At 38.3% G+C, this 17,208-nt stretch carries 15 protein-coding genes; 9 read left to right on the forward strand and 6 right to left on the reverse strand.

Annotation, left to right across the window (positions count from 1 at the left end; translation table 11 throughout):
- Nucleotides 1-6: 6 nt before the first annotated feature.
- Genes atzF through ADHAQ_RS0109170 form a run of 3 tightly spaced genes read right to left on the reverse strand, consistent with a single transcriptional unit; the run spans nt 7 to nt 3,172 of the window.
- Nucleotides 7-1,776: an allophanate hydrolase gene (gene atzF / locus ADHAQ_RS0109160; RefSeq protein WP_026462680.1), complete on the reverse strand. Its 1,770-nt coding sequence runs from the start codon at nt 1,774-1,776 to the stop codon at nt 7-9.
- Between the two features lie 14 nt (nt 1,777-1,790).
- Nucleotides 1,791-2,441, reverse strand: coding sequence for an urea amidolyase associated protein UAAP2 (locus ADHAQ_RS0109165; RefSeq protein WP_026462681.1), 651 nt, complete (start codon nt 2,439-2,441; stop codon nt 1,791-1,793).
- An 11-nt stretch (nt 2,442-2,452) separates the two neighbouring features.
- Nucleotides 2,453-3,172, reverse strand: a complete 720-nt coding sequence (locus tag ADHAQ_RS0109170) for an urea amidolyase associated protein UAAP1 (RefSeq protein WP_026462682.1) — start codon at nt 3,170-3,172, stop codon at nt 2,453-2,455.
- A gap of 459 nt (nt 3,173-3,631) precedes the next feature.
- Here ADHAQ_RS0109170 and ADHAQ_RS0109175 point away from each other — a divergent pair, with 459 nt between their 5' ends.
- Nucleotides 3,632-5,446 (forward strand): sensor histidine kinase, encoded by a 1,815-nt coding sequence (locus ADHAQ_RS0109175; protein WP_026462683.1) that lies wholly within the window; start codon nt 3,632-3,634, stop codon nt 5,444-5,446.
- Between the two features lie 6 nt (nt 5,447-5,452).
- Nucleotides 5,453-6,106 (forward strand): response regulator transcription factor, encoded by a 654-nt coding sequence (locus ADHAQ_RS0109180; RefSeq protein ID WP_026462684.1) that lies wholly within the window; start codon nt 5,453-5,455, stop codon nt 6,104-6,106.
- A gap of 55 nt (nt 6,107-6,161) precedes the next feature.
- Here ADHAQ_RS0109180 and ADHAQ_RS0109185 read toward each other — a convergent pair whose 3' ends face one another.
- Both ADHAQ_RS0109185 and ADHAQ_RS25105 read right to left on the reverse strand, forming a co-directional pair.
- Nucleotides 6,162-6,884, reverse strand: a complete 723-nt coding sequence (locus tag ADHAQ_RS0109185) for a hypothetical protein (protein WP_026462685.1) — start codon at nt 6,882-6,884, stop codon at nt 6,162-6,164.
- 234 nt (nt 6,885-7,118) lie between these two features.
- A complete protein-coding gene (locus ADHAQ_RS25105; protein WP_071781104.1) occupies nt 7,119-8,300 on the reverse strand; it encodes a transporter substrate-binding protein in 1,182 nt (393 codons plus the stop codon).
- 613 nt (nt 8,301-8,913) lie between these two features.
- Between ADHAQ_RS25105 and ADHAQ_RS0109195 the strand changes: the two genes are divergently transcribed.
- From ADHAQ_RS0109195 to ADHAQ_RS0109225, 7 genes are all read left to right on the forward strand, one after another.
- Complete coding sequence (locus tag ADHAQ_RS0109195; RefSeq protein WP_026462686.1) at nt 8,914-10,020, forward strand: putative urea ABC transporter substrate-binding protein; 1,107 nt, start codon at nt 8,914-8,916, stop codon at nt 10,018-10,020.
- Between the two features lie 41 nt (nt 10,021-10,061).
- Complete coding sequence (locus ADHAQ_RS0109200) at nt 10,062-10,859, forward strand: ABC transporter permease (protein WP_071781105.1); 798 nt, start codon at nt 10,062-10,064, stop codon at nt 10,857-10,859.
- An 11-nt stretch (nt 10,860-10,870) separates the two neighbouring features.
- On the forward strand, nt 10,871-11,758 hold the full coding sequence (locus tag ADHAQ_RS25110) for an ABC transporter ATP-binding protein (RefSeq protein ID WP_034256701.1): 888 nt from the start codon (nt 10,871-10,873) through the stop codon (nt 11,756-11,758).
- 21 nt (nt 11,759-11,779) lie between these two features.
- On the forward strand, nt 11,780-12,751 hold the full coding sequence (locus ADHAQ_RS0109210) for a deoxyhypusine synthase family protein (RefSeq protein ID WP_026462688.1): 972 nt from the start codon (nt 11,780-11,782) through the stop codon (nt 12,749-12,751).
- 11 nt (nt 12,752-12,762) lie between these two features.
- A complete protein-coding gene (locus ADHAQ_RS0109215) occupies nt 12,763-13,188 on the forward strand; it encodes a hypothetical protein (protein WP_026462689.1) in 426 nt (141 codons plus the stop codon).
- Between the two features lie 528 nt (nt 13,189-13,716).
- Complete coding sequence (locus ADHAQ_RS27195; RefSeq protein WP_051359815.1) at nt 13,717-15,636, forward strand: PAS domain S-box protein; 1,920 nt, start codon at nt 13,717-13,719, stop codon at nt 15,634-15,636.
- A 5-nt stretch (nt 15,637-15,641) separates the two neighbouring features.
- Nucleotides 15,642-16,040: a response regulator gene (locus ADHAQ_RS0109225; protein ID WP_026462690.1), complete on the forward strand. Its 399-nt coding sequence runs from the start codon at nt 15,642-15,644 to the stop codon at nt 16,038-16,040.
- A 775-nt stretch (nt 16,041-16,815) separates the two neighbouring features.
- Here the strand turns inward: ADHAQ_RS0109225 and ADHAQ_RS28625 are convergent.
- A complete protein-coding gene (locus ADHAQ_RS28625; protein WP_026462691.1) occupies nt 16,816-17,058 on the reverse strand; it encodes a hypothetical protein in 243 nt (80 codons plus the stop codon).
- Nucleotides 17,059-17,208: the final 150 nt, after the last annotated feature.

The raw sequence follows: 17,208 nt of genomic DNA on the forward strand, positions 1-17,208 counted from the left end.
TTAAAATTAGGAAAGGGCTGGTGCAGCCGGTTGGGTTAAAGAGGCCAGGAAATTTTCCCAGCTAAAAAATTCCGTAATATCTTCGGAAAAGGCAGCAATGTATTGTTCGCAGATAAATCCTTGCACCCAGCTACCATCGGCTAACTCTACTTTACCCAAACCCAGCGGATGCGGAATTTGCACCAGAAATTTTCCCAGGTTGCCTACCGGAATTTGCCAGATTTCTACTTCCACCGGTAATCCGGCTTGCCCTTCTTCCACCCGTACTACGCCTGGCTTCTTTTTGCCTTTCGGGTCTACCAAATACATGCGGTAATTGGCACTGGTGGAAGTGGTATAACTGTACTGCGCGTTCAGGTCGGTAAGCTGAGGCACTAAAGGTTGATTTCTTTTGTGCAACCCAGCTACGGCGATATCAATATAATCTGCCTTCTTTACTGATTCGACCTGCAATTGCTTTTGCAACCTTTTAGCCCAAATGGCCAATTGCTGGTCTTTGCCTCCAGCGGCAATTAAGGTAACACCAAACGGTACACCTGCCTCGGTAAAACCTACCGGAATGGCTAAAGCACATAAACCTAGCAGATTTACATAATTAGTGTAATACCCCAGTTTTGTATTTAACTCAATAGGATTTTGCTGCACCTCGGCGATGGAAAAAATACCGGGAGCCGTTGGCACTAATAGGAAGTCTGTTTCGGCAAATATATTTTGTGCCTCTTTCTTCAGCGCATCCAATTTATAAATGGCTTTGAAAGTATCGATAGCGGAGTAATTAGCGGCTTTACTTATAATCTCCCGTACTACCGGATTCATTTTTTCGGCTTGTTCAGCATAGAAAGTTCCTATGGCTGCCATCCGCTCGGCCACCCAGGGCCCATGGTATAATAGTTTAGCCGCTTCCTGGAATACTTCAAAAGCAATTGATTTTGTCTCGAAAACTTCGGCAGCTTTATCTTTTACCCCATCAAACAAAACAGCATAATCAAATGCTTCCTCGAAATACAGGGATTTGGCCTCTGGTATAGCAACTTTTAGAGAGCGGGTCTCTTCTTTAGTTACTTCTATATTTTTAACTGATTCTTTAGCAATACTAAATACTAGTTCGGCATCCTCAATGGAGTTGGCGAAAATAGAAACACAATCCAATGTTTTGCAGGCAGGTACTACGCCTTCGGTGCTTATTTCCCCAATAGTAGGCTTTAACCCTACCAGGTTATTAAAGCCTGCCGGAATCCTGCCGGAACCGGCAGTATCGGTACCTAAAGAGAAGGCGGCCATGCCTAAAGCTACTGCCACCGCCGAACCAGAACTGGAACCGCCACTAATGTATTCTGGCTGAAAAGCATTTTTTACAGCACCATACGGGCTACGCGTTCCTACCAAACCGGTAGCAAACTGGTCCATATTGGTTTTGCCAATTAGAATAGCGCCTGCGGCTAATAACTGCTCCACTACCGGGGCATTTTTTTCTGGCGTATAAGCAAACTCGGCGCAAGCTGCCGTTGTGGGTATACCAGCAACATCTATATTATCTTTTACGGCAAAAGGTATTCCGAATAACGGCAGTTTTTGACCTGCAGTCAATTTTGCCCGTGCTTCTGCTAATTGTCCGTAAACAGTTACTTTTTGGTTCAGGTGTATCCAGATGTTGTAATCTTGGAATTGCTGCGCGCGCACAAAAATTTGATCGATTACCTGCTCCGGTATTAAACTACCGGTTAAGTATGCGTTCTGTAAAACCTGTATTTGCAGTTGATTTGTTTCTATTTCCATCGTTCAGGTTTAACTTATTTATCCCAGATTAAAATTTCAATTGGCGTAGGATTGTAAGCATTACACGGGTTGTTTAATTGCGGGCAATTGCTGATTAAAACCGTGGTATGGGCAAGCGAAACCAACTCTACATATTTACCCGGAGCAGATACGCCATCATCAAATTTTAGCCCTCCTTCGGCTGTAACCGGCACATTCATGAAGAAGTTGATATTAGGAGCTAAATCCCGTTTAGTATAGTTCTTGCCAAACTTGGCCATTTGCAGCATAAAAGTATCGCGGCAGTTATGCATGTGCAGTTTTTCGTGGGCATACCGTACGGTATTGCTCTGGGCTGAGCAGGAACCACCAACGGTATCGTGACGACCACAGGTATCGGCCACTATTTCCAATAAAGGTTTACCAGATTCGGCTTTTAAAACCGAGCCCGTGGTTAAGTAAATATTGCCTTGGGCGGCAATAGTAGCTACGGCACTATAATGGTCCTCCGGGTTTTCACTATCAAAAAATAAAGTATCGGCAGCCTGGTTACCTTCTAAATCCACTATCCGCAATACTTTTCCTGGCAGCAATTCGTGCATCCAGCCATCCCCGGCTAATATTGTTTTTGCATAAGTTGCTTCCTCGGCAACTCTTGTGCTTTTTACTTGCGTTAAAACAGCCATTTTTTATCTGCTTATTGTAATAGTGAATAATATTCCAGGGTATTTTCGAAAGCCCGGCGATTCTCCCCGCGGAAGTTGGCACAATAATCTGTTTCCAGGTCTACTGGCTCTGCATCAAAAACTTCTACCTGAACTGATACCGAGGTATAAGTTTTAGAAGTATCCAGGGGGTTTGGAGTATTGGAAAGAATTAGCAGTACATCCATTTCTGTGCGCAGGGTAACCATAGCGCCTTCCGTGCAATGGTTAGCATCAAAGAACATTTCGCCGGCATCGTTACAGAAAACTTTCGAGAACAAGTTTACATTGGGCATTATATCCCGCACCGATAAACCATTCCGTACTAATTCTACCGCAAAATTTTCCTGCCCACTGCGTAACCATTCGTTGCGCAATTCCTGGTAAGTAGTCTTACCATATTTAACATCTGTCAAGTCCCGGCTGGTATAGCCGCAAATAGTATCGTGCCAATCCAAAGTGTCTTCCACGATGCTGGCCAATACCCGTCCGTTATCACTCATTAAAGTATGACCTTTGGTTAAGCGGGAGGTATATTGACCTTTTAAAGTATCCGGCATATTATACCGCTCCGTCAGGTCAGCAGCATTATATAATAATAAAGACACGTTTGCTCCTTTTTCTAAGGCCGTAAATCGGACTGCTTTTCCTTTGCTAATTCTGCCGGACCATTTAGCGCCCGGACGAAGAATGGTGCTCCAATGTTTTCCCATATCACTTAATAGAAGTATATTTTAATTTGATTGCGCCACAACACTTAAGCAGCGTCATTAAATTACTTAAGTAAAAGTATGGGAGTAATTTTTAAAAGGCAAGAAAAATGTTAAGTATTTTAATTTTTAATAGCTTTTAAACAAAAACAATAAAAATCCCTTATGTATGCCTTAAATTTTAAGCTTCTTTTTAAAATTATTACGCATTTATGCTAACATAAGTCAATATTCAAAGCCTGACTTACAACAACCTTATTTTAACCATTTCTTACAAACTTCTTCTTGACCCTATAAAGGAAGTAGCGCCTATCATAAATACCTTTGTGTAGTAGGACCAAATTTAAATCAGGAATCATAAAAATCAGGTTACCTAATTAGGCTGTTAAATTTTGTAAATCACCTAACCCAATTATATTCTAAAAATTTTTCTTAACTTTACTTAAGTATACCAAGTTTAGAATGATATTCAACGATTTAAACTCAAGGAAAGAACTTAAGACCTTTAAAACTTTTACCCGCTTATACATTTTAGCGCTTTCGGCCATAGCACTTATATCTGTTTTTAGCCAGGTTCTTATTCAAATGCACTTAAGCAACCAGGCCAACGATGCCCACATAATAAATTATGCTGCCCGACTAAGAACCTATAGCCAATCGCTTACCAAATTAGCCCTGCTTTTAGAAAAAGGAGAAGACCTGGAAACTATTAGCCGGGATTTTAACAACACCCTTAAACAATGGCAAAGCTTACATGAGGGCTTATTACAAGGAAGTGAATTTCTTAACATTCGGAAAAACGACCGGGAGGAGCTTACTCAAATGTACAAGGTTGTGCAGGAGCCTTATGAAGAAATAATAAAAGCCGCCAGCCAATTATCATTTGAAATAGCGAGCAAAAAGCCTTTCGAGGAGTTAAAAATAACGCCTTATGTAAAAAGAATACTTGCCCATGAGAAGTCATATTTGCTTACAATGGACCTTATTGTATTTGATTATGATAGATTTTCCCGAAACAACCTATACCAACTAAAGAAAATTGAATATTGGTTGCTAGGCATTTTATTACTACTACTGGTACTGGAGGCATTATTTATATTTTACCCGCTTTCTAAACGTATCCGGGAAATTATAAGTGGCTTAACTGAATCAGAAACCCATGCTACCTCCCTGGCCAGAGAATTACAGAATGCCAACATATCTCTGGAAAGCTCTAATAAAGAATTAAAAGAAACGAACCTAGCATTGGAAAGAGCTACGTACCTGGTAAAAACAGATGCCGCTGGCAAGATTCTTTATGCCAATGATAAATATTGCCATGTAACCAGATACAACATGAGCGAGCTTATTGGCAAACCCTTATTTTATAATAGTTTTGGAGAAGAAGAAAGCATCATTTACCAGCACATCCGGGATCAGGACCGCCATAAAGAAGTTTGGCAGGGAGAAATTTTTGACCGCGCATCTGATGGCACCGGATTCTGGCTGGATGTCACCATGATGCCCATTGTAGATAACAAAGGTTGCCTGTACCAATACCTGGTAGTTTCCAATGACATTACTAAACGGAAGAATACCGAACAAGAGCTGCAGCAATTAATGGAAGAGCAGTTAAAAGCCAAAAGCATGGAACAAAAGATAAAGTCTTATTCCATAATTGTGGGCCAGGAAAATGAACGCAAACGGGTAGCAGCTGAAATACACGATGGCATTGGCCAGATGCTCACCAGTATGCGCATGCGGTTAGAAATGCTGGAGAACAAACGCCCGGATCTGGAACAGGAAATGGGCGGCGTAAATAAACTCCTGAAATCCATAATAGACGAAACCCGCCGTATTTGCTCCGACTTATTACCCAGCGTTTTAGGTGATTTTGGGTTAAAGGCCGCTGTAACTGAACTATTAAGAAGCGTAGAAGAAGAAGCCAACATTGTTATAAACCTGGATGAAGAAATAGCCCCTCAATATTTAAGCAAAGAAATAGAAATGGGGGTTTACCGGATTTTACAGGAATCTTTAAACAACGCCGTAAAACACGCTCAAACAGAAAGCATGGAGGTATCTTTATGTAATAATCAGGATAAACTTGTACTTTCGGTTACCGACTATGGAAAGGGTTTTAATTTTAAAGAAGAAACCTTATATATACAGGACATGGCTAAAAAAAATAATGGACTACGCATTATGAAGGAACGAGCTGAAATGATTGGCGGGAAATTAAAAATAAGCACAAAGAAAAACGAAGGAACTACTATTCATTTAGACATAGCTTTATAATATATTATGACCAAAATCAAGGTTTTACTGGCTGATGACCATGAAATTTTTCGGAACGGTGTTCGAACGTTGATTGATAATGAACCTGACATGACGGTGGTTGGCGAAGCATCCAATGGGGAAGAAGTAATTGCCAAAGTCGAAACCTTAGAACCAGATGTGCTGATTATGGACATCCGCATGCCCAGGCTAAACGGAATAGATTCAAGTAAACTTTTGCTGAATAAAAACCCAAACCTCAAAATCTTAATATTTTCACTTTATGATAACGTTGAATACGTAGTACAAGCGTTGAACCTGGGCGCAAAAGGTTATTTATTAAAAGATACCAGCAATAAAATTTTTCTGGATGCTATTCGGGCGGTTTATAAAAATCAGTTTTATTATATAGGCGATGTTTCTAACAGCGTAATCAGTTATTACAAAACCCATGGCCAACAGGAACCGGAAGTAAAAAACTCGGCAAACGTGGCAGAGCACTTGTCTAAAAAAGAGCAGGAAATAATTCAGTTAATAAAAGAGGGCAAAAACAGTAAAGAGATTGCTGATATATTAGGGAATAGCGTACGGACCATTGATGCGCATCGGTATAATATTATAAAAAAATTTGGAGCCAGAAGCATGGAAGAAGTTATTAGTCAGATAGAAAGAATAGCGTAAATAAAAAAGGAGAAGTAGTTATACTTCTCCTTTTTTATTTACTAATAAGTTACGTTTAAAAAAAGCTCATTCTCACCATTACATTGAACATATCTAATTGGGTATGGTAGCTTAAAGTACCCGTTAAAGGCAAGCTAAAGCTATCCGAAAATTTTATAGACTTTGTAGTATTAAAACCCACATTTAATAGACCGGCTTGTTCAGCAGCATGCCAGTTCGGACTTTCTGTAAAAACCACGCCCACAAATGGCTCAAAGCCTATTCCATTTACATTAAATTTATAAGCCACCTCACCATAAGTAGATTTTTCCGGATCATTCGCCACATTTATAGAAGTATAGATCCGGATTGGAAACTTAGTACCTAAATACTGAATACCAGCTTCGGTCGTGTGCGAAAAACTTTCCGGGTTCTTGCGGTAGTCGCTTATTCTTACCGGATCGTAAGGATAATAATAATGTGTTAAACTCGGTGTAATAGTGCCTGCCCCTACTGCAATGTCATAAGTTAACAAGGTCATGATGTTGTTAAAATTGTACTTAAAAGAATAGGATCCTAAAAAGGAAAGTTTCACATTCCGATGACTTAGAATTAAGGTAGGCTGTAGATTAGGCCCCTGATCAAGCGGAATCCCGCGCCAGAGAAAGTTATTCAGAATATCAACACCTGCATCTACCGTAAATTTTGGTTTAGCTGCAACAGAATCAATATGTTGCGCAAAAGATTTAAAAGACAAGCATAGAGCCAGCAAAAGAAGGAGTAAAAGTGTTTTTTTCATGCTTCATAAAAGTTAAAGGGTTAAGAATAATATATATGTGTGAGCGTGGAGCTGGCAGCAGAGCAAAGTTTTAAACAAATAAGACAAAACCTTAACTCGTAAAATTTTGGCAATAGAATTCCCTCCATGAGAAAATCTCATTTTAAAAATTTCACTTGGAATTGTATTCTTAAAAGTGCCTAGAAAATATTTTTAAGACCGACAAGGAGGCACACCATAATAAAGCTTCTTTGTCTACTTTTTTACTAGATATGAATTACTTGCTTTAGCAATAGGTTGAGCATTTAACTTAACCTTATCAACGGATCCTGGCACCAACTGCTCCGAATGCCACAACACATTAATCTGACCTTCAGAATCACTTTCTCCCACCATAATTGGCTTATTTAAACTCAAGGCCTGATCGTTTATTTGCACCATACCAGCCGGTGAATTAAATTCTAACCCATACAAAGCTTTTTCAATAAGTATTCTATCAAAAGAACCAGCTTTTTCTACTGCCTTTTTCCATAAATAAATTCCGGTATACGCACGGTTTATAGCCTCTCCGGTTACTCGGTCTACACCCTCCGGTAATTCATTGATGGCACAAAACAATCTAAAATCACTTACAAACCGAATATTTTTATCGGTATCCACGGATTGAAAGTAATTGCGACTGAAAAGGTGACCAATTATAAATTCGGCACCCATTTGCCTCAGCTCATCTTCAGAAATGGTAAACGACATTATCGGACACCCCAGCGAAGACAACCCCTGGTTGGCAAATTCTTTAAAAAAGGCAAGGTTTACAGCCCCCTGCATGGTATTTAAGACACAGGCTTTTCCATCAGTAGAATATCTTTTAATGGCTACAATTTCATCAGCCAAGTCTTCGCTTGTAACATCAACCAGACTTTCCCTAATGTTTTCCCTTGCTATACCCTGACTAAGTAAATAAGCTTTTATTATCTTATTAGCTCCTTTAGAATACGCATCCTCTGTACCCATCAAATAAAATTTTGAGTAAGGATGCTTTGGCAAGCCCAACAAATATTGTATGCCTGGCTTTAATAGCTGATCCGGAGACGAACCCAAACAAATTAACCCCGGGGAAAAATTTCTTTCACCAACATAATCACTCAAATCAAAAAGCAAGCTATTGCTTTGTTCTACTTTAGGTAATATATAAGCTCGCGCACCTACCGGCAGATTACAAAAAACTGCCGAAACCATTGATTTATTAACCAATTGTACCAAACTGCCTTTATATACATTATCCTTCGACTCGGCATCCACCGCTATTATTTCAACCTGCTTACCAAGAACGCCTCCATCATTATTTATCTCTTCAACAGCCATAGCAGCTGCATCCCGCATAGACGCCTCTGTAACACTTCTAGCACCTGTCTTAGAGAACAACACTCCTATTCGCACTGAACTTTCTAAAGAATCCCTAGTGCTGCTTTTATCAACAGGACTTCTACAGGAAAAAATAAAAAGCGTGAGCCATGCAATCCTAAATGTAAACGTTCTTATGCTTTTCAAATACTTCATTCCCCTACAGCAGATTTTATAACTAGAAATAATACTTTAAAACTCCTGCATTGAATACTTACGCAATGTTAGTAAATCTTTTAACACAATTACCTAAGTAAACTAAAATTTTTTAAAGAATTATCTGTTTTGAAATTTAAACTTACAAAATAATAAATTTTTAAAAAAAACTTAATGATTTGAGTAAAAATTTAAATACTATACAATATAAAATCCTTCATAAGCAAATCATCTTTAAAGCCTAACACTTTATCATTATCTTAAGTTTTTAAAGGAAGGCATTTTTTTAAGGCCAATACTTTCTTTTCACATCATTTACACCTCTTACCAGCTAATTTTTAATAGGGTATTTAAAATTTTTAGATTTTTTCTAACCAACACTTGCTTACTTAAGTAATTATTCCAACCTTTACCATTAGTTGCTTAAGCAAGTATATATTTTATCAATGTATATATCCCTAGTATTCATAAATAAATTTAATTAAAGAGTCCCATGAACAACTTTAAAAGAATCAGTCAATTTTTCATCCTGTTGCTTTTAACAGGGTTTATTGCAGCCTGCAGCTCTCCTTCTGGTCAGGAATCGAACGCATCATCTTCTACTTCCGGAAAATCAAAAAAATTTAAAGTAGCCTGGTCTATCTATTCTGGCTGGCAGCCTTGGGATTATGCCAACCAATCTAAAATTTTAGAAAAGTGGGCTAAAAAATATGGGATTGAGATTGAATTGATAAAAATGGATTACATTCCTTCTGTTGAAGCCTATGTAGCCGGCCAGGTAGATGCCTGTGTAATGACTAATATGGAAGCGCTGGATATGCCGGCAGCCTCCGGTGTAACCAGTACTGCTTTAATATTAGGAGACTATTCTAATGGCAACGATGCCTTATTAACCCGCGATAACTTACAGGTAAAAGATCTGGTTGGTAAAGAAGTAAACCTGGTAGAGCTTTCTGTCTCGCACTACATTTTATCCAGAGCATTGGAGAAAAATGGTTTAAAAGAATCAGATGTTACTATTGTAAATACCAGTGATAGTGATATTGCTCCTGCTTTTATTTCCAACAATAGCCAAAAAGCAGTAATAACCTGGAACCCGCTGATCATGGAAATTAAAAAGCAACCCGATGTAAAACAAGTATTTGCTTCTTCTTCTATTCCGGGCGAAATAATGGACCTGATGATTGTAAAAACCAATGTGCTAAAAGATAATCCGGAATTAGGAAATGCTTTAACCGGTGCCTGGTACGAGGTAATGGCCATTATGAAAAAAGAAGATAAGGCAACTGAAGAAGCTTTAGCCATCATGGCAGAATCTGCGGGATGCAGTTTGCAAGAATACAAAGACCAGCTAAAAACTACAGCTATGTTTTATTCTCCAAAAAGCGCCTTAAACTATACCACTAGCAAAGCAGTCATTCAAAGCATGGATTATGTAAGAAAGTTTTGCTTTAGCCATGGGTTGTTAGGCGAAAACGCTACTTCTTTCGATCAAATCGGAATTCAATATCCTAACGGTGAAATTCAGGGAGACAAAAATAACATTCAATTGTATTTTGATTCTTCCTTTATGGAAAAAGCAGCTAACGCCCAGCTTTAGGTCTGCTTAAAATCATTTCTCACTCTAAAATAAGGATAGCTATGTTGTCGGTAACCAAAAGATCATCCTGGACAGACACCCTCCTGTCAATATTCCTGTTTGTTCTCATTATAATTTTGTATCAGTATTTTGCCCACCAGCGTCATTTACTCAACCCTCATGATAAACTGGTTCCAACTTTTGCTCAGATGCTGGATGCCTTTACCCGCTCGACTTTTGAGCCCGACCGCAATGGGGTATATCGCTTATTAGACGACACACTGGCTAGTGGTCAACGGGTATTGATTAGCATGGTGTTTGTTTTTGGAGGTGTGTTAATGGGAGCTTATATGGGGTTATTCCCTGTAATGGATAAATTATTTTATAAATTCTTTCTATTCTTTGATAAAATTCCGGCCTTGGCAATTCTTCCTATATTATTCATTTTCTTTGGTTTAGGTGAAGTTTCAAAAGTAGCCCTTATTGTTATTGGCGTGGTTCCTACTATTATACTGGATACCTATTTACGGGCAAAGGCCTTTCCGCAAGAGCAAGTAATAAAGGCCATTACCATGAGCGCCAGCAAATCCCAGATTATCTTCAAGATCATTCTGCCAAAGATTTTCCCCATGGCATTAGATTCCATCCGGCTCAATTTTAAAGCCATTGTTCTGTTTCTTATTTCCGGAGAGGCACTGGCCGCAACAGCGGGCTTAGGTTACCGGATATTTGTGGTGCGGCGGTACATGGCTATGGATATCATTATCTCTTATGTTATCTGGATTGGCTTACTCTCCTACCTGATTGATGCAGGAATATGCTTATGGATTAAAAAACAGTATCGCTGGTACAACAAATAATAATAGAACACATGACAGGAAAATATATACTTGAAGTAGAAGGCGCCTCTCAGCAGTACTTCGACCAATCAGAAAAAAGCTTTCAGGTTTTAAATAACATTAATCTCCAAATCCGGGAAGGTGAATTTGTAACCATTGTGGGACCCACCGGCTGCGGCAAATCTACCTTACTGCGCATGATTTTGGGTTCTGAGCGTCCCTCGGCCGGTAACGTATTGATGGATCAAAAACCAATTCTAAAACCAGACCGGAACCGGGGGGTAGTTTTTCAAAAATATTCCTTATTTGATAATTTAACCGTGAGGCAAAATGTAAGAATAGGATTAGAACTGGAGAACTTCAGCATTTTTGGCAACCTCTTAAACACTGTTTTCCCGGGTTGGAAATATGAAGAATACAGCACTTTAGTAGATGAATACTTAGAAAGAGTAGGCCTGCTCCAACACGGGGATAAATACCCTTATCAGCTATCGGGCGGTATGCGCCAACGGGTTGCTATTGCCCAAGCCATGATAATGAAACCTAAGGTTTTGCTAATGGACGAGCCTTTTGGTGCTTTAGATGCGGGCACAAAAGACCAGATGCATGCCTTTATGCTGGAACAATGGCAACAAACTGGTCAGACCATACTTTTTGTAACGCACGACCTGGAGGAAGCTGTTTATTTAGGTACCCGGGTAATTGTTTTGTCCCAGTATTACCAGGGAGCCAATGGTGCTAAAATTGTAAAAGACTTTAATACCCCGTGGCCACATCCCCGCGACCAATCAGTTAAGGAAGAAGAACTATTCCAGGATATGATTAAAACCATCCGCAACCAGGGATTAAATTCAAATTACCTGCTAAACCAGGAAGAATTTGACCTTTCTCATGCCGATGCCATTCAATTAGCTAGTTAAAATAGAAAGAACTATAAACAAATGACAATTACTCAATTTTTAAAAACGAATTTTAAACATTTCAATGCTGCCGCCTTAGTTGATGCAGCAGAAGCATACAAACTACATGTAGACAATGGCCATAAAATGATGGTAACCCTGGCTGGTGCTATGTCTACAGCTGAATTAGGAATTACTTTAGCCGAAATGATCCGGGAAGACAAAATCCACGCCATTAGCTGCACCGGAGCAAACCTGGAAGAAGACGTATTTAATTTGGTAGCGCACAACTTTTACGAGCGCATTCCTAATTACCGGGATTTAACGCCCCAGGATGAGGAAGATTTACTAAACCGGCACATGAACCGGGTAACCGATACCTGCATACCAGAAATGGAAGCCATGCGCCGGATAGAAAACGTAGTTTTAAAATACTGGCAAAAGGCCGATACCGAAGGTAAAAGGTATTTCCCACACGAGTTCATGTATCAGATTTTACTTTCCGGTGAACTAGATCCATCTTTCCAGATTGACCCGAAAAACAGCTGGTTATTAGAAGCAGCCAAGAAAAACCTACCTATGGTAGTACCAGGTTGGGAAGACTCTACCCTGGGTAATATTTATGCTGGCCACGTTATCAGCGGCGATATTAAAAATGTACATACTGTTAGAACAGGTATTGAATACATGATGGAACTGGCCGATTACTACACCAAAACTGCCACTGCCGAGAGCCCGATTGGCTTCTTCCAGATTGGCGGAGGAATCGCTGGCGACTTCCCAATTTGTGTGGTTCCAATGCTGCACCAGGATTTACAGCGGCCTGAGGTACCTCTATGGGGTTACTTCTGCCAAATATCTGATTCTACCACTAGCTATGGCTCCTTCTCTGGCTGTATCCCAAATGAGAAAATAACCTGGGGGAAATTAAGCAAGGACACACCTAAATTCATTATTGAATCTGATGCTACTATAGTAGCTCCTCTTGTTTTTGCATTAGTGTTGGGAAAATAAAAATTAAAGGTATGCCGCTCGAGATACGAAAATCAAAAATAAGAAATGGTATAAATGTTTTATTCAGTATCTCGGCGCTAGCCTTTTATTTTTTTCTGGTTTTTTCTGAGGAAAATAACCCGAATACATTTATAACCTCGGTACCAGGACTTGTTTTGATCTTATTAACGACACTTTTTATAAGAGACTTCCTGGATACTACTCCTATATACATTTTAACCGAGGAAGGCTTACATAATAAGGCAAAAGATTTTTTCGTAGCCTGGAAAGATATCCAGGATTTTAAACTTTATTTTATCCAGGAGCGCTATGTAGGCATTCAAGTCTTACAGCTACAAGATATTAAAAAGCAAACCGTGTCTACCCTGGTACTAACTGGCACAGACTTTAATGAACAAAATTTACAGGATTATATAAACAAAAATATCCAGAAATAGAATAGAGGCTAAACTATGTATAATATTAATGTTTGTTAACCAAAGCCCCTTTGAACAGACCATAGAACGCTAACAACTTCTTAAAACAGTTTTTTTTAAATTTAAGCTTTAGATCTATCAGCTTCACTCAAATCTGTAACCATTTGGTTAACAATATAGTATAAGACAAAAAATAAATTATCGATATTATTTTACTAAGGGTAACTTCTAAATAGTTACCTTTTTTATTTTATAAGGTGCGCCCTTATTTTCTTACTAATTAAGGTCTAATTTTCTGAAAGGTTATCTGCCAAATTTCTTCCATACCTCCTTTCCTTCAGCTAAAACTTGCCTAAAGAATTGCTCCTATTTTAAACTTCTTGGTGGCTTAACACTATTTATAAAAAATAATATTATATAAAGTTTAATTTGAAACTAATACAGTTCTTGACAAAAAATAAATATTTATTCCTATTTTATATAATTATCATTATAAAACTGTAATTTCCCTTCTTATTAATAGTTCTATATCCTGAGTTATATTTTTAAGTGACTATTTTACTTGATTTTTTTAAGGATTTATTTGATCCTAATGGATTTCCGGCCAGATGGGTTTGTGGCAAGTGGACTCCTTTTCATGGGTGGACTTATATTCTATCCAGTCTGGCTATATGGCTAGCTTATTTTGCAATTCCATTTTTATTGTTCCTTTTTCTGAGAAGGAAAAAAGAAGTGCTTCCCTTTGGACGAATCTTCTGGTTATTCATTGCCTTTATTTTTGCCTGCGGTGTTACGCACTTATCCGACAGTATCATGTTTTGGTACCCTGCCTACCGGATGAGCGCCCTTATTTTATTTATTACTGCTATTATTTCCTGGGTAGCTGTTATAACGCTGGCAAAAAGTTTACCCCAACTGCTCACCCTAAAAACGCCTAAACAAATTGAGGAAATTCTTCAAAAGCAATTTGAGAGCTTAACGCAACAACTCCGGGAAAGTGAAGAAAGATGGCAATTTGCTTTAGAAGGCAGCCAATTAGGAGTATGGGATTGGGATGCCCAGAAAAAGCAAGTATTTTATTCTAAAAAATGGAAAGAAATTATCGGCTATGAGGACCATGAAATACAAAACGATTCTAAAGAGTGGGAATCCAGACTACACCCGGAAGATAAAACAGCAACTTTAGCTGAAATAGATAAACACGCTTCTGGTGAAACCCCCTTTTATAAAGCTGAATACCGCTTACGCTGCAAAGATGGTAGTTATAAATGGATACGCGCCTCCGCAAAAATAACCTACCGCCTCCCTAATGGCAAGCCTGGGCGAATTGTAGGCACCCATGAAGATATCCATTATGCAAAAGAATTTCAGGAGCAACTCCGGTTAAGTGAAAACACCTTTTCCAGTGCTTTTACTTATTCAGGCATTGGAATGGCATTTGTTTCACCTGCTGGTTGCTGGTTAAATGTAAACCCTGCTCTTTGTCGTTTATTAGGTTTTTCAAAAGAAGAGTTGCTTAAAAAAACGGTGCAAGAGCTAACTTATCCTGAAGATTTAGAAGTAGACATGGAGTATGTGCAGAAAATGCTTCATAAAGAAATAAGCTCCTACCAAATGGAGAAAAGGTATTTCCATAAAAACGGGCAAATAATATGGGTAATGCTGACCGTATCACTGGTCTGGGAGAATACCAATGAACCTAAGTTTTTTATTTCTGAAATTGTAGACATCACCAATACTAAACATTTAATAACAGCATTAGAGCAAAAAAACGAGGCGCTTCAGGTTACTGCCCTTGATTTAGAAGGTAAAATTGAGCAGGTAGAAGAATTCAATAAAATTGTAGCCCACAACTTACGGGGGCCAGCCGGTAACATTAAAATTTTACTCGAAGCCTTACCAACAGACTATCCAGATATTGAAAGCAACATCTACTTCAACATGCTGAACCAGGCCAATGTAAACATGCTAGACACCTTGGATGAGCTAATGAAAGTATTGGAAGTACGTTTGAACAAGGAAATTGAATTTAATGAATGTGACCTGGAAGAAACGCTGAACAAAATTCTTTTATCCTTTAAAGCCCAAATTATAGAAAAAAATGCCATTATTGATTATGATTTAGCCGAGCCTATTATTAAATACCCAAAAGTTTACCTGGAGAGCATCCTGCATAACTTAATGAGTAATGCATTAAAGTATTCGCAGCCAAGTAAAAGACCCATAATAAAAGTAATGTCTTACACCGAAAAGGGTAAGTTATATTTAACTGTAAAAGACAATGGGCTTGGCATTGACCTGGATACCTATGGCAAACAAGTGTTTAAACTAAAAAAAATATTCCATCCGGGCTACGACAGTAAGGGTGTTGGTTTATTTATTACCAAAAATCAGATTGAGACATTTGGAGGCAGTATTGCTGTAAAAAGTGTACCGTTGGAAGGCAGTGAATTTACTATTAAGTTTTAAAATACATGAAAACTTTAAGCCTAATTAGCTTAATTGATGACGATGACATTTATCGGTTCATGATGAAAAAAACAATTGAAAATACAGGCCTTGTAGATTCAATTATTCAATTTAAAAATGGACTGGAGGCCATAGAATATTTTTCTGCAAATGAAAATCAAACCAATGAACTACCCGATTGCATCTTTTTAGATCTTGAGATGCCGTTTATGGATGGATGGCAGTTTTTGAATAAATATACTCAACTCAAATTCCCAAAGCAGATAACATTATTTGTTATCAGTTCCTCAAACAGCCTGGATGATATGGATAAGGCTAGAACTTTTGATCAGGTAAAAGGTTATTTAATTAAACCTGTTAACCGGGATGAAATAAGATCCATTATTAAGAGTTTGTTAGTTTAGTTTTACATAAGATAGTTGAATTCTACCGGCACCAGTAATTTACCAGCAAAATTCAAAAATAAATTTAACTAATTCGTAGGATTCTATAATCCAATTACTTATATTAGTAAATTACTTTCTAAAGTTTTAGATTATGAGGATCCTGGATAACTATCTTTTGCCAATTTCTCTGCTGTTTTTCTTCTGCACATATCTAATTGGCTATTTTTTAAATGTTTCCGATTTCATTGACGGTCTTTTGAAAGGAATTGGGATCGGACTTCTCTTATTATCTTTGATCAAGCCAAAAGCTGAACCAACGCGGTAAATTTTTTACCTGCCCTGGCATCACCAGATCAGATTCTGTTACTCTAAGCTTTTTGAAGCAACATCTTTATTCAAAATCTAATAATAATCAAGCTTTTAAAATAAGATGTTGCATATTATTTCCTGCTAACCAGCTGCGGCATAACTGGCAAAAACCAAACTGTAAGACAGCAGCTGGTTACCCTCTTTTCCCTGCATAAATTTCTTCATTAAATCTTGATACTTTTGTAACTTAAGCACCGCTTTTACCCAATTCTCCCGTTTGTGCTTAAAAATATAATAACTAGGTGCTGCTTATGAAGGAGGTAACGTATATATTATGATGCCTTCTAACTTTACTTTACCACCTACTACCTGCTTCATCAGGTGATCGAGGTAGTACTGAACCGGTGCTTGTTTTCCTATTATAGTCACGTCTTTATCAAACCACCGGTAGATAAGAATATTATCAATTCAGAAATAAAACTTGTTAATCGGTTAATCTATCCGAAACTACACGAGGACCATAATCAGCAAAGAACACCCGTACACACTCCGCCTGACCTCCGTTATACCCGCCATATAAATCAGTATACCTGAATAAAGCAGTAGCTTTTTCGGTCATAAATCCACCATCAGTTCGAATTGGAATTTTAACATTGTGTTGGCCATGGGTGGGTACAAAAGTAGCATTACCCGCAAGCCAATGAAGGGCACCACTACCCGATCTCATTTTTTAAGTTGGTTACGCCTGCGCCTCCTTCTTTCACAATACCCATACATTCATGCCCTAACACCATATTATACATTTATGGATCAAAGCCATCTAAAACAAGTAAATCAGAACCACGAACTGCTGTAGAAATTACCTAAATAATTGCTT

It is taken from the genome of Adhaeribacter aquaticus DSM 16391 (assembly GCF_000473365.1).
Lineage (GTDB): Bacteria > Bacteroidota > Bacteroidia > Cytophagales > Hymenobacteraceae > Adhaeribacter > Adhaeribacter aquaticus.

What these genes read in the sequence shown, in the direction of transcription:
- atzF (WP_026462680.1), bottom strand. Translation starts at nt 1,776, where the DNA reads ATGGAAATAGAAACAAATCAACTGCAAATACAGGTTTTACAGAACGCA.
- ADHAQ_RS0109165 (WP_026462681.1), bottom strand. Translation starts at nt 2,441, where the DNA reads ATGGCTGTTTTAACGCAAGTAAAAAGCACAAGAGTTGCCGAGGAAGCA.
- ADHAQ_RS0109170 (WP_026462682.1), bottom strand. Translation starts at nt 3,172, where the DNA reads ATGGGAAAACATTGGAGCACCATTCTTCGTCCGGGCGCTAAATGGTCC.
- ADHAQ_RS0109175 (WP_026462683.1), top strand. Translation starts at nt 3,632, where the DNA reads ATGATATTCAACGATTTAAACTCAAGGAAAGAACTTAAGACCTTTAAA.
- ADHAQ_RS0109180 (WP_026462684.1), top strand. Translation starts at nt 5,453, where the DNA reads ATGACCAAAATCAAGGTTTTACTGGCTGATGACCATGAAATTTTTCGG.
- ADHAQ_RS0109185 (WP_026462685.1), bottom strand. Translation starts at nt 6,884, where the DNA reads ATGAAAAAAACACTTTTACTCCTTCTTTTGCTGGCTCTATGCTTGTCT.
- ADHAQ_RS0109195 (WP_026462686.1), top strand. Translation starts at nt 8,914, where the DNA reads ATGAACAACTTTAAAAGAATCAGTCAATTTTTCATCCTGTTGCTTTTA.
- ADHAQ_RS0109200 (WP_071781105.1), top strand. Translation starts at nt 10,062, where the DNA reads ATGTTGTCGGTAACCAAAAGATCATCCTGGACAGACACCCTCCTGTCA.
- ADHAQ_RS25110 (WP_034256701.1), top strand. Translation starts at nt 10,871, where the DNA reads ATGACAGGAAAATATATACTTGAAGTAGAAGGCGCCTCTCAGCAGTAC.
- ADHAQ_RS0109210 (WP_026462688.1), top strand. Translation starts at nt 11,780, where the DNA reads ATGACAATTACTCAATTTTTAAAAACGAATTTTAAACATTTCAATGCT.
- ADHAQ_RS0109215 (WP_026462689.1), top strand. Translation starts at nt 12,763, where the DNA reads ATGCCGCTCGAGATACGAAAATCAAAAATAAGAAATGGTATAAATGTT.
- ADHAQ_RS0109225 (WP_026462690.1), top strand. Translation starts at nt 15,642, where the DNA reads ATGAAAACTTTAAGCCTAATTAGCTTAATTGATGACGATGACATTTAT.
- ADHAQ_RS28625 (WP_026462691.1), bottom strand. Translation starts at nt 17,058, where the DNA reads ATGAGATCGGGTAGTGGTGCCCTTCATTGGCTTGCGGGTAATGCTACT.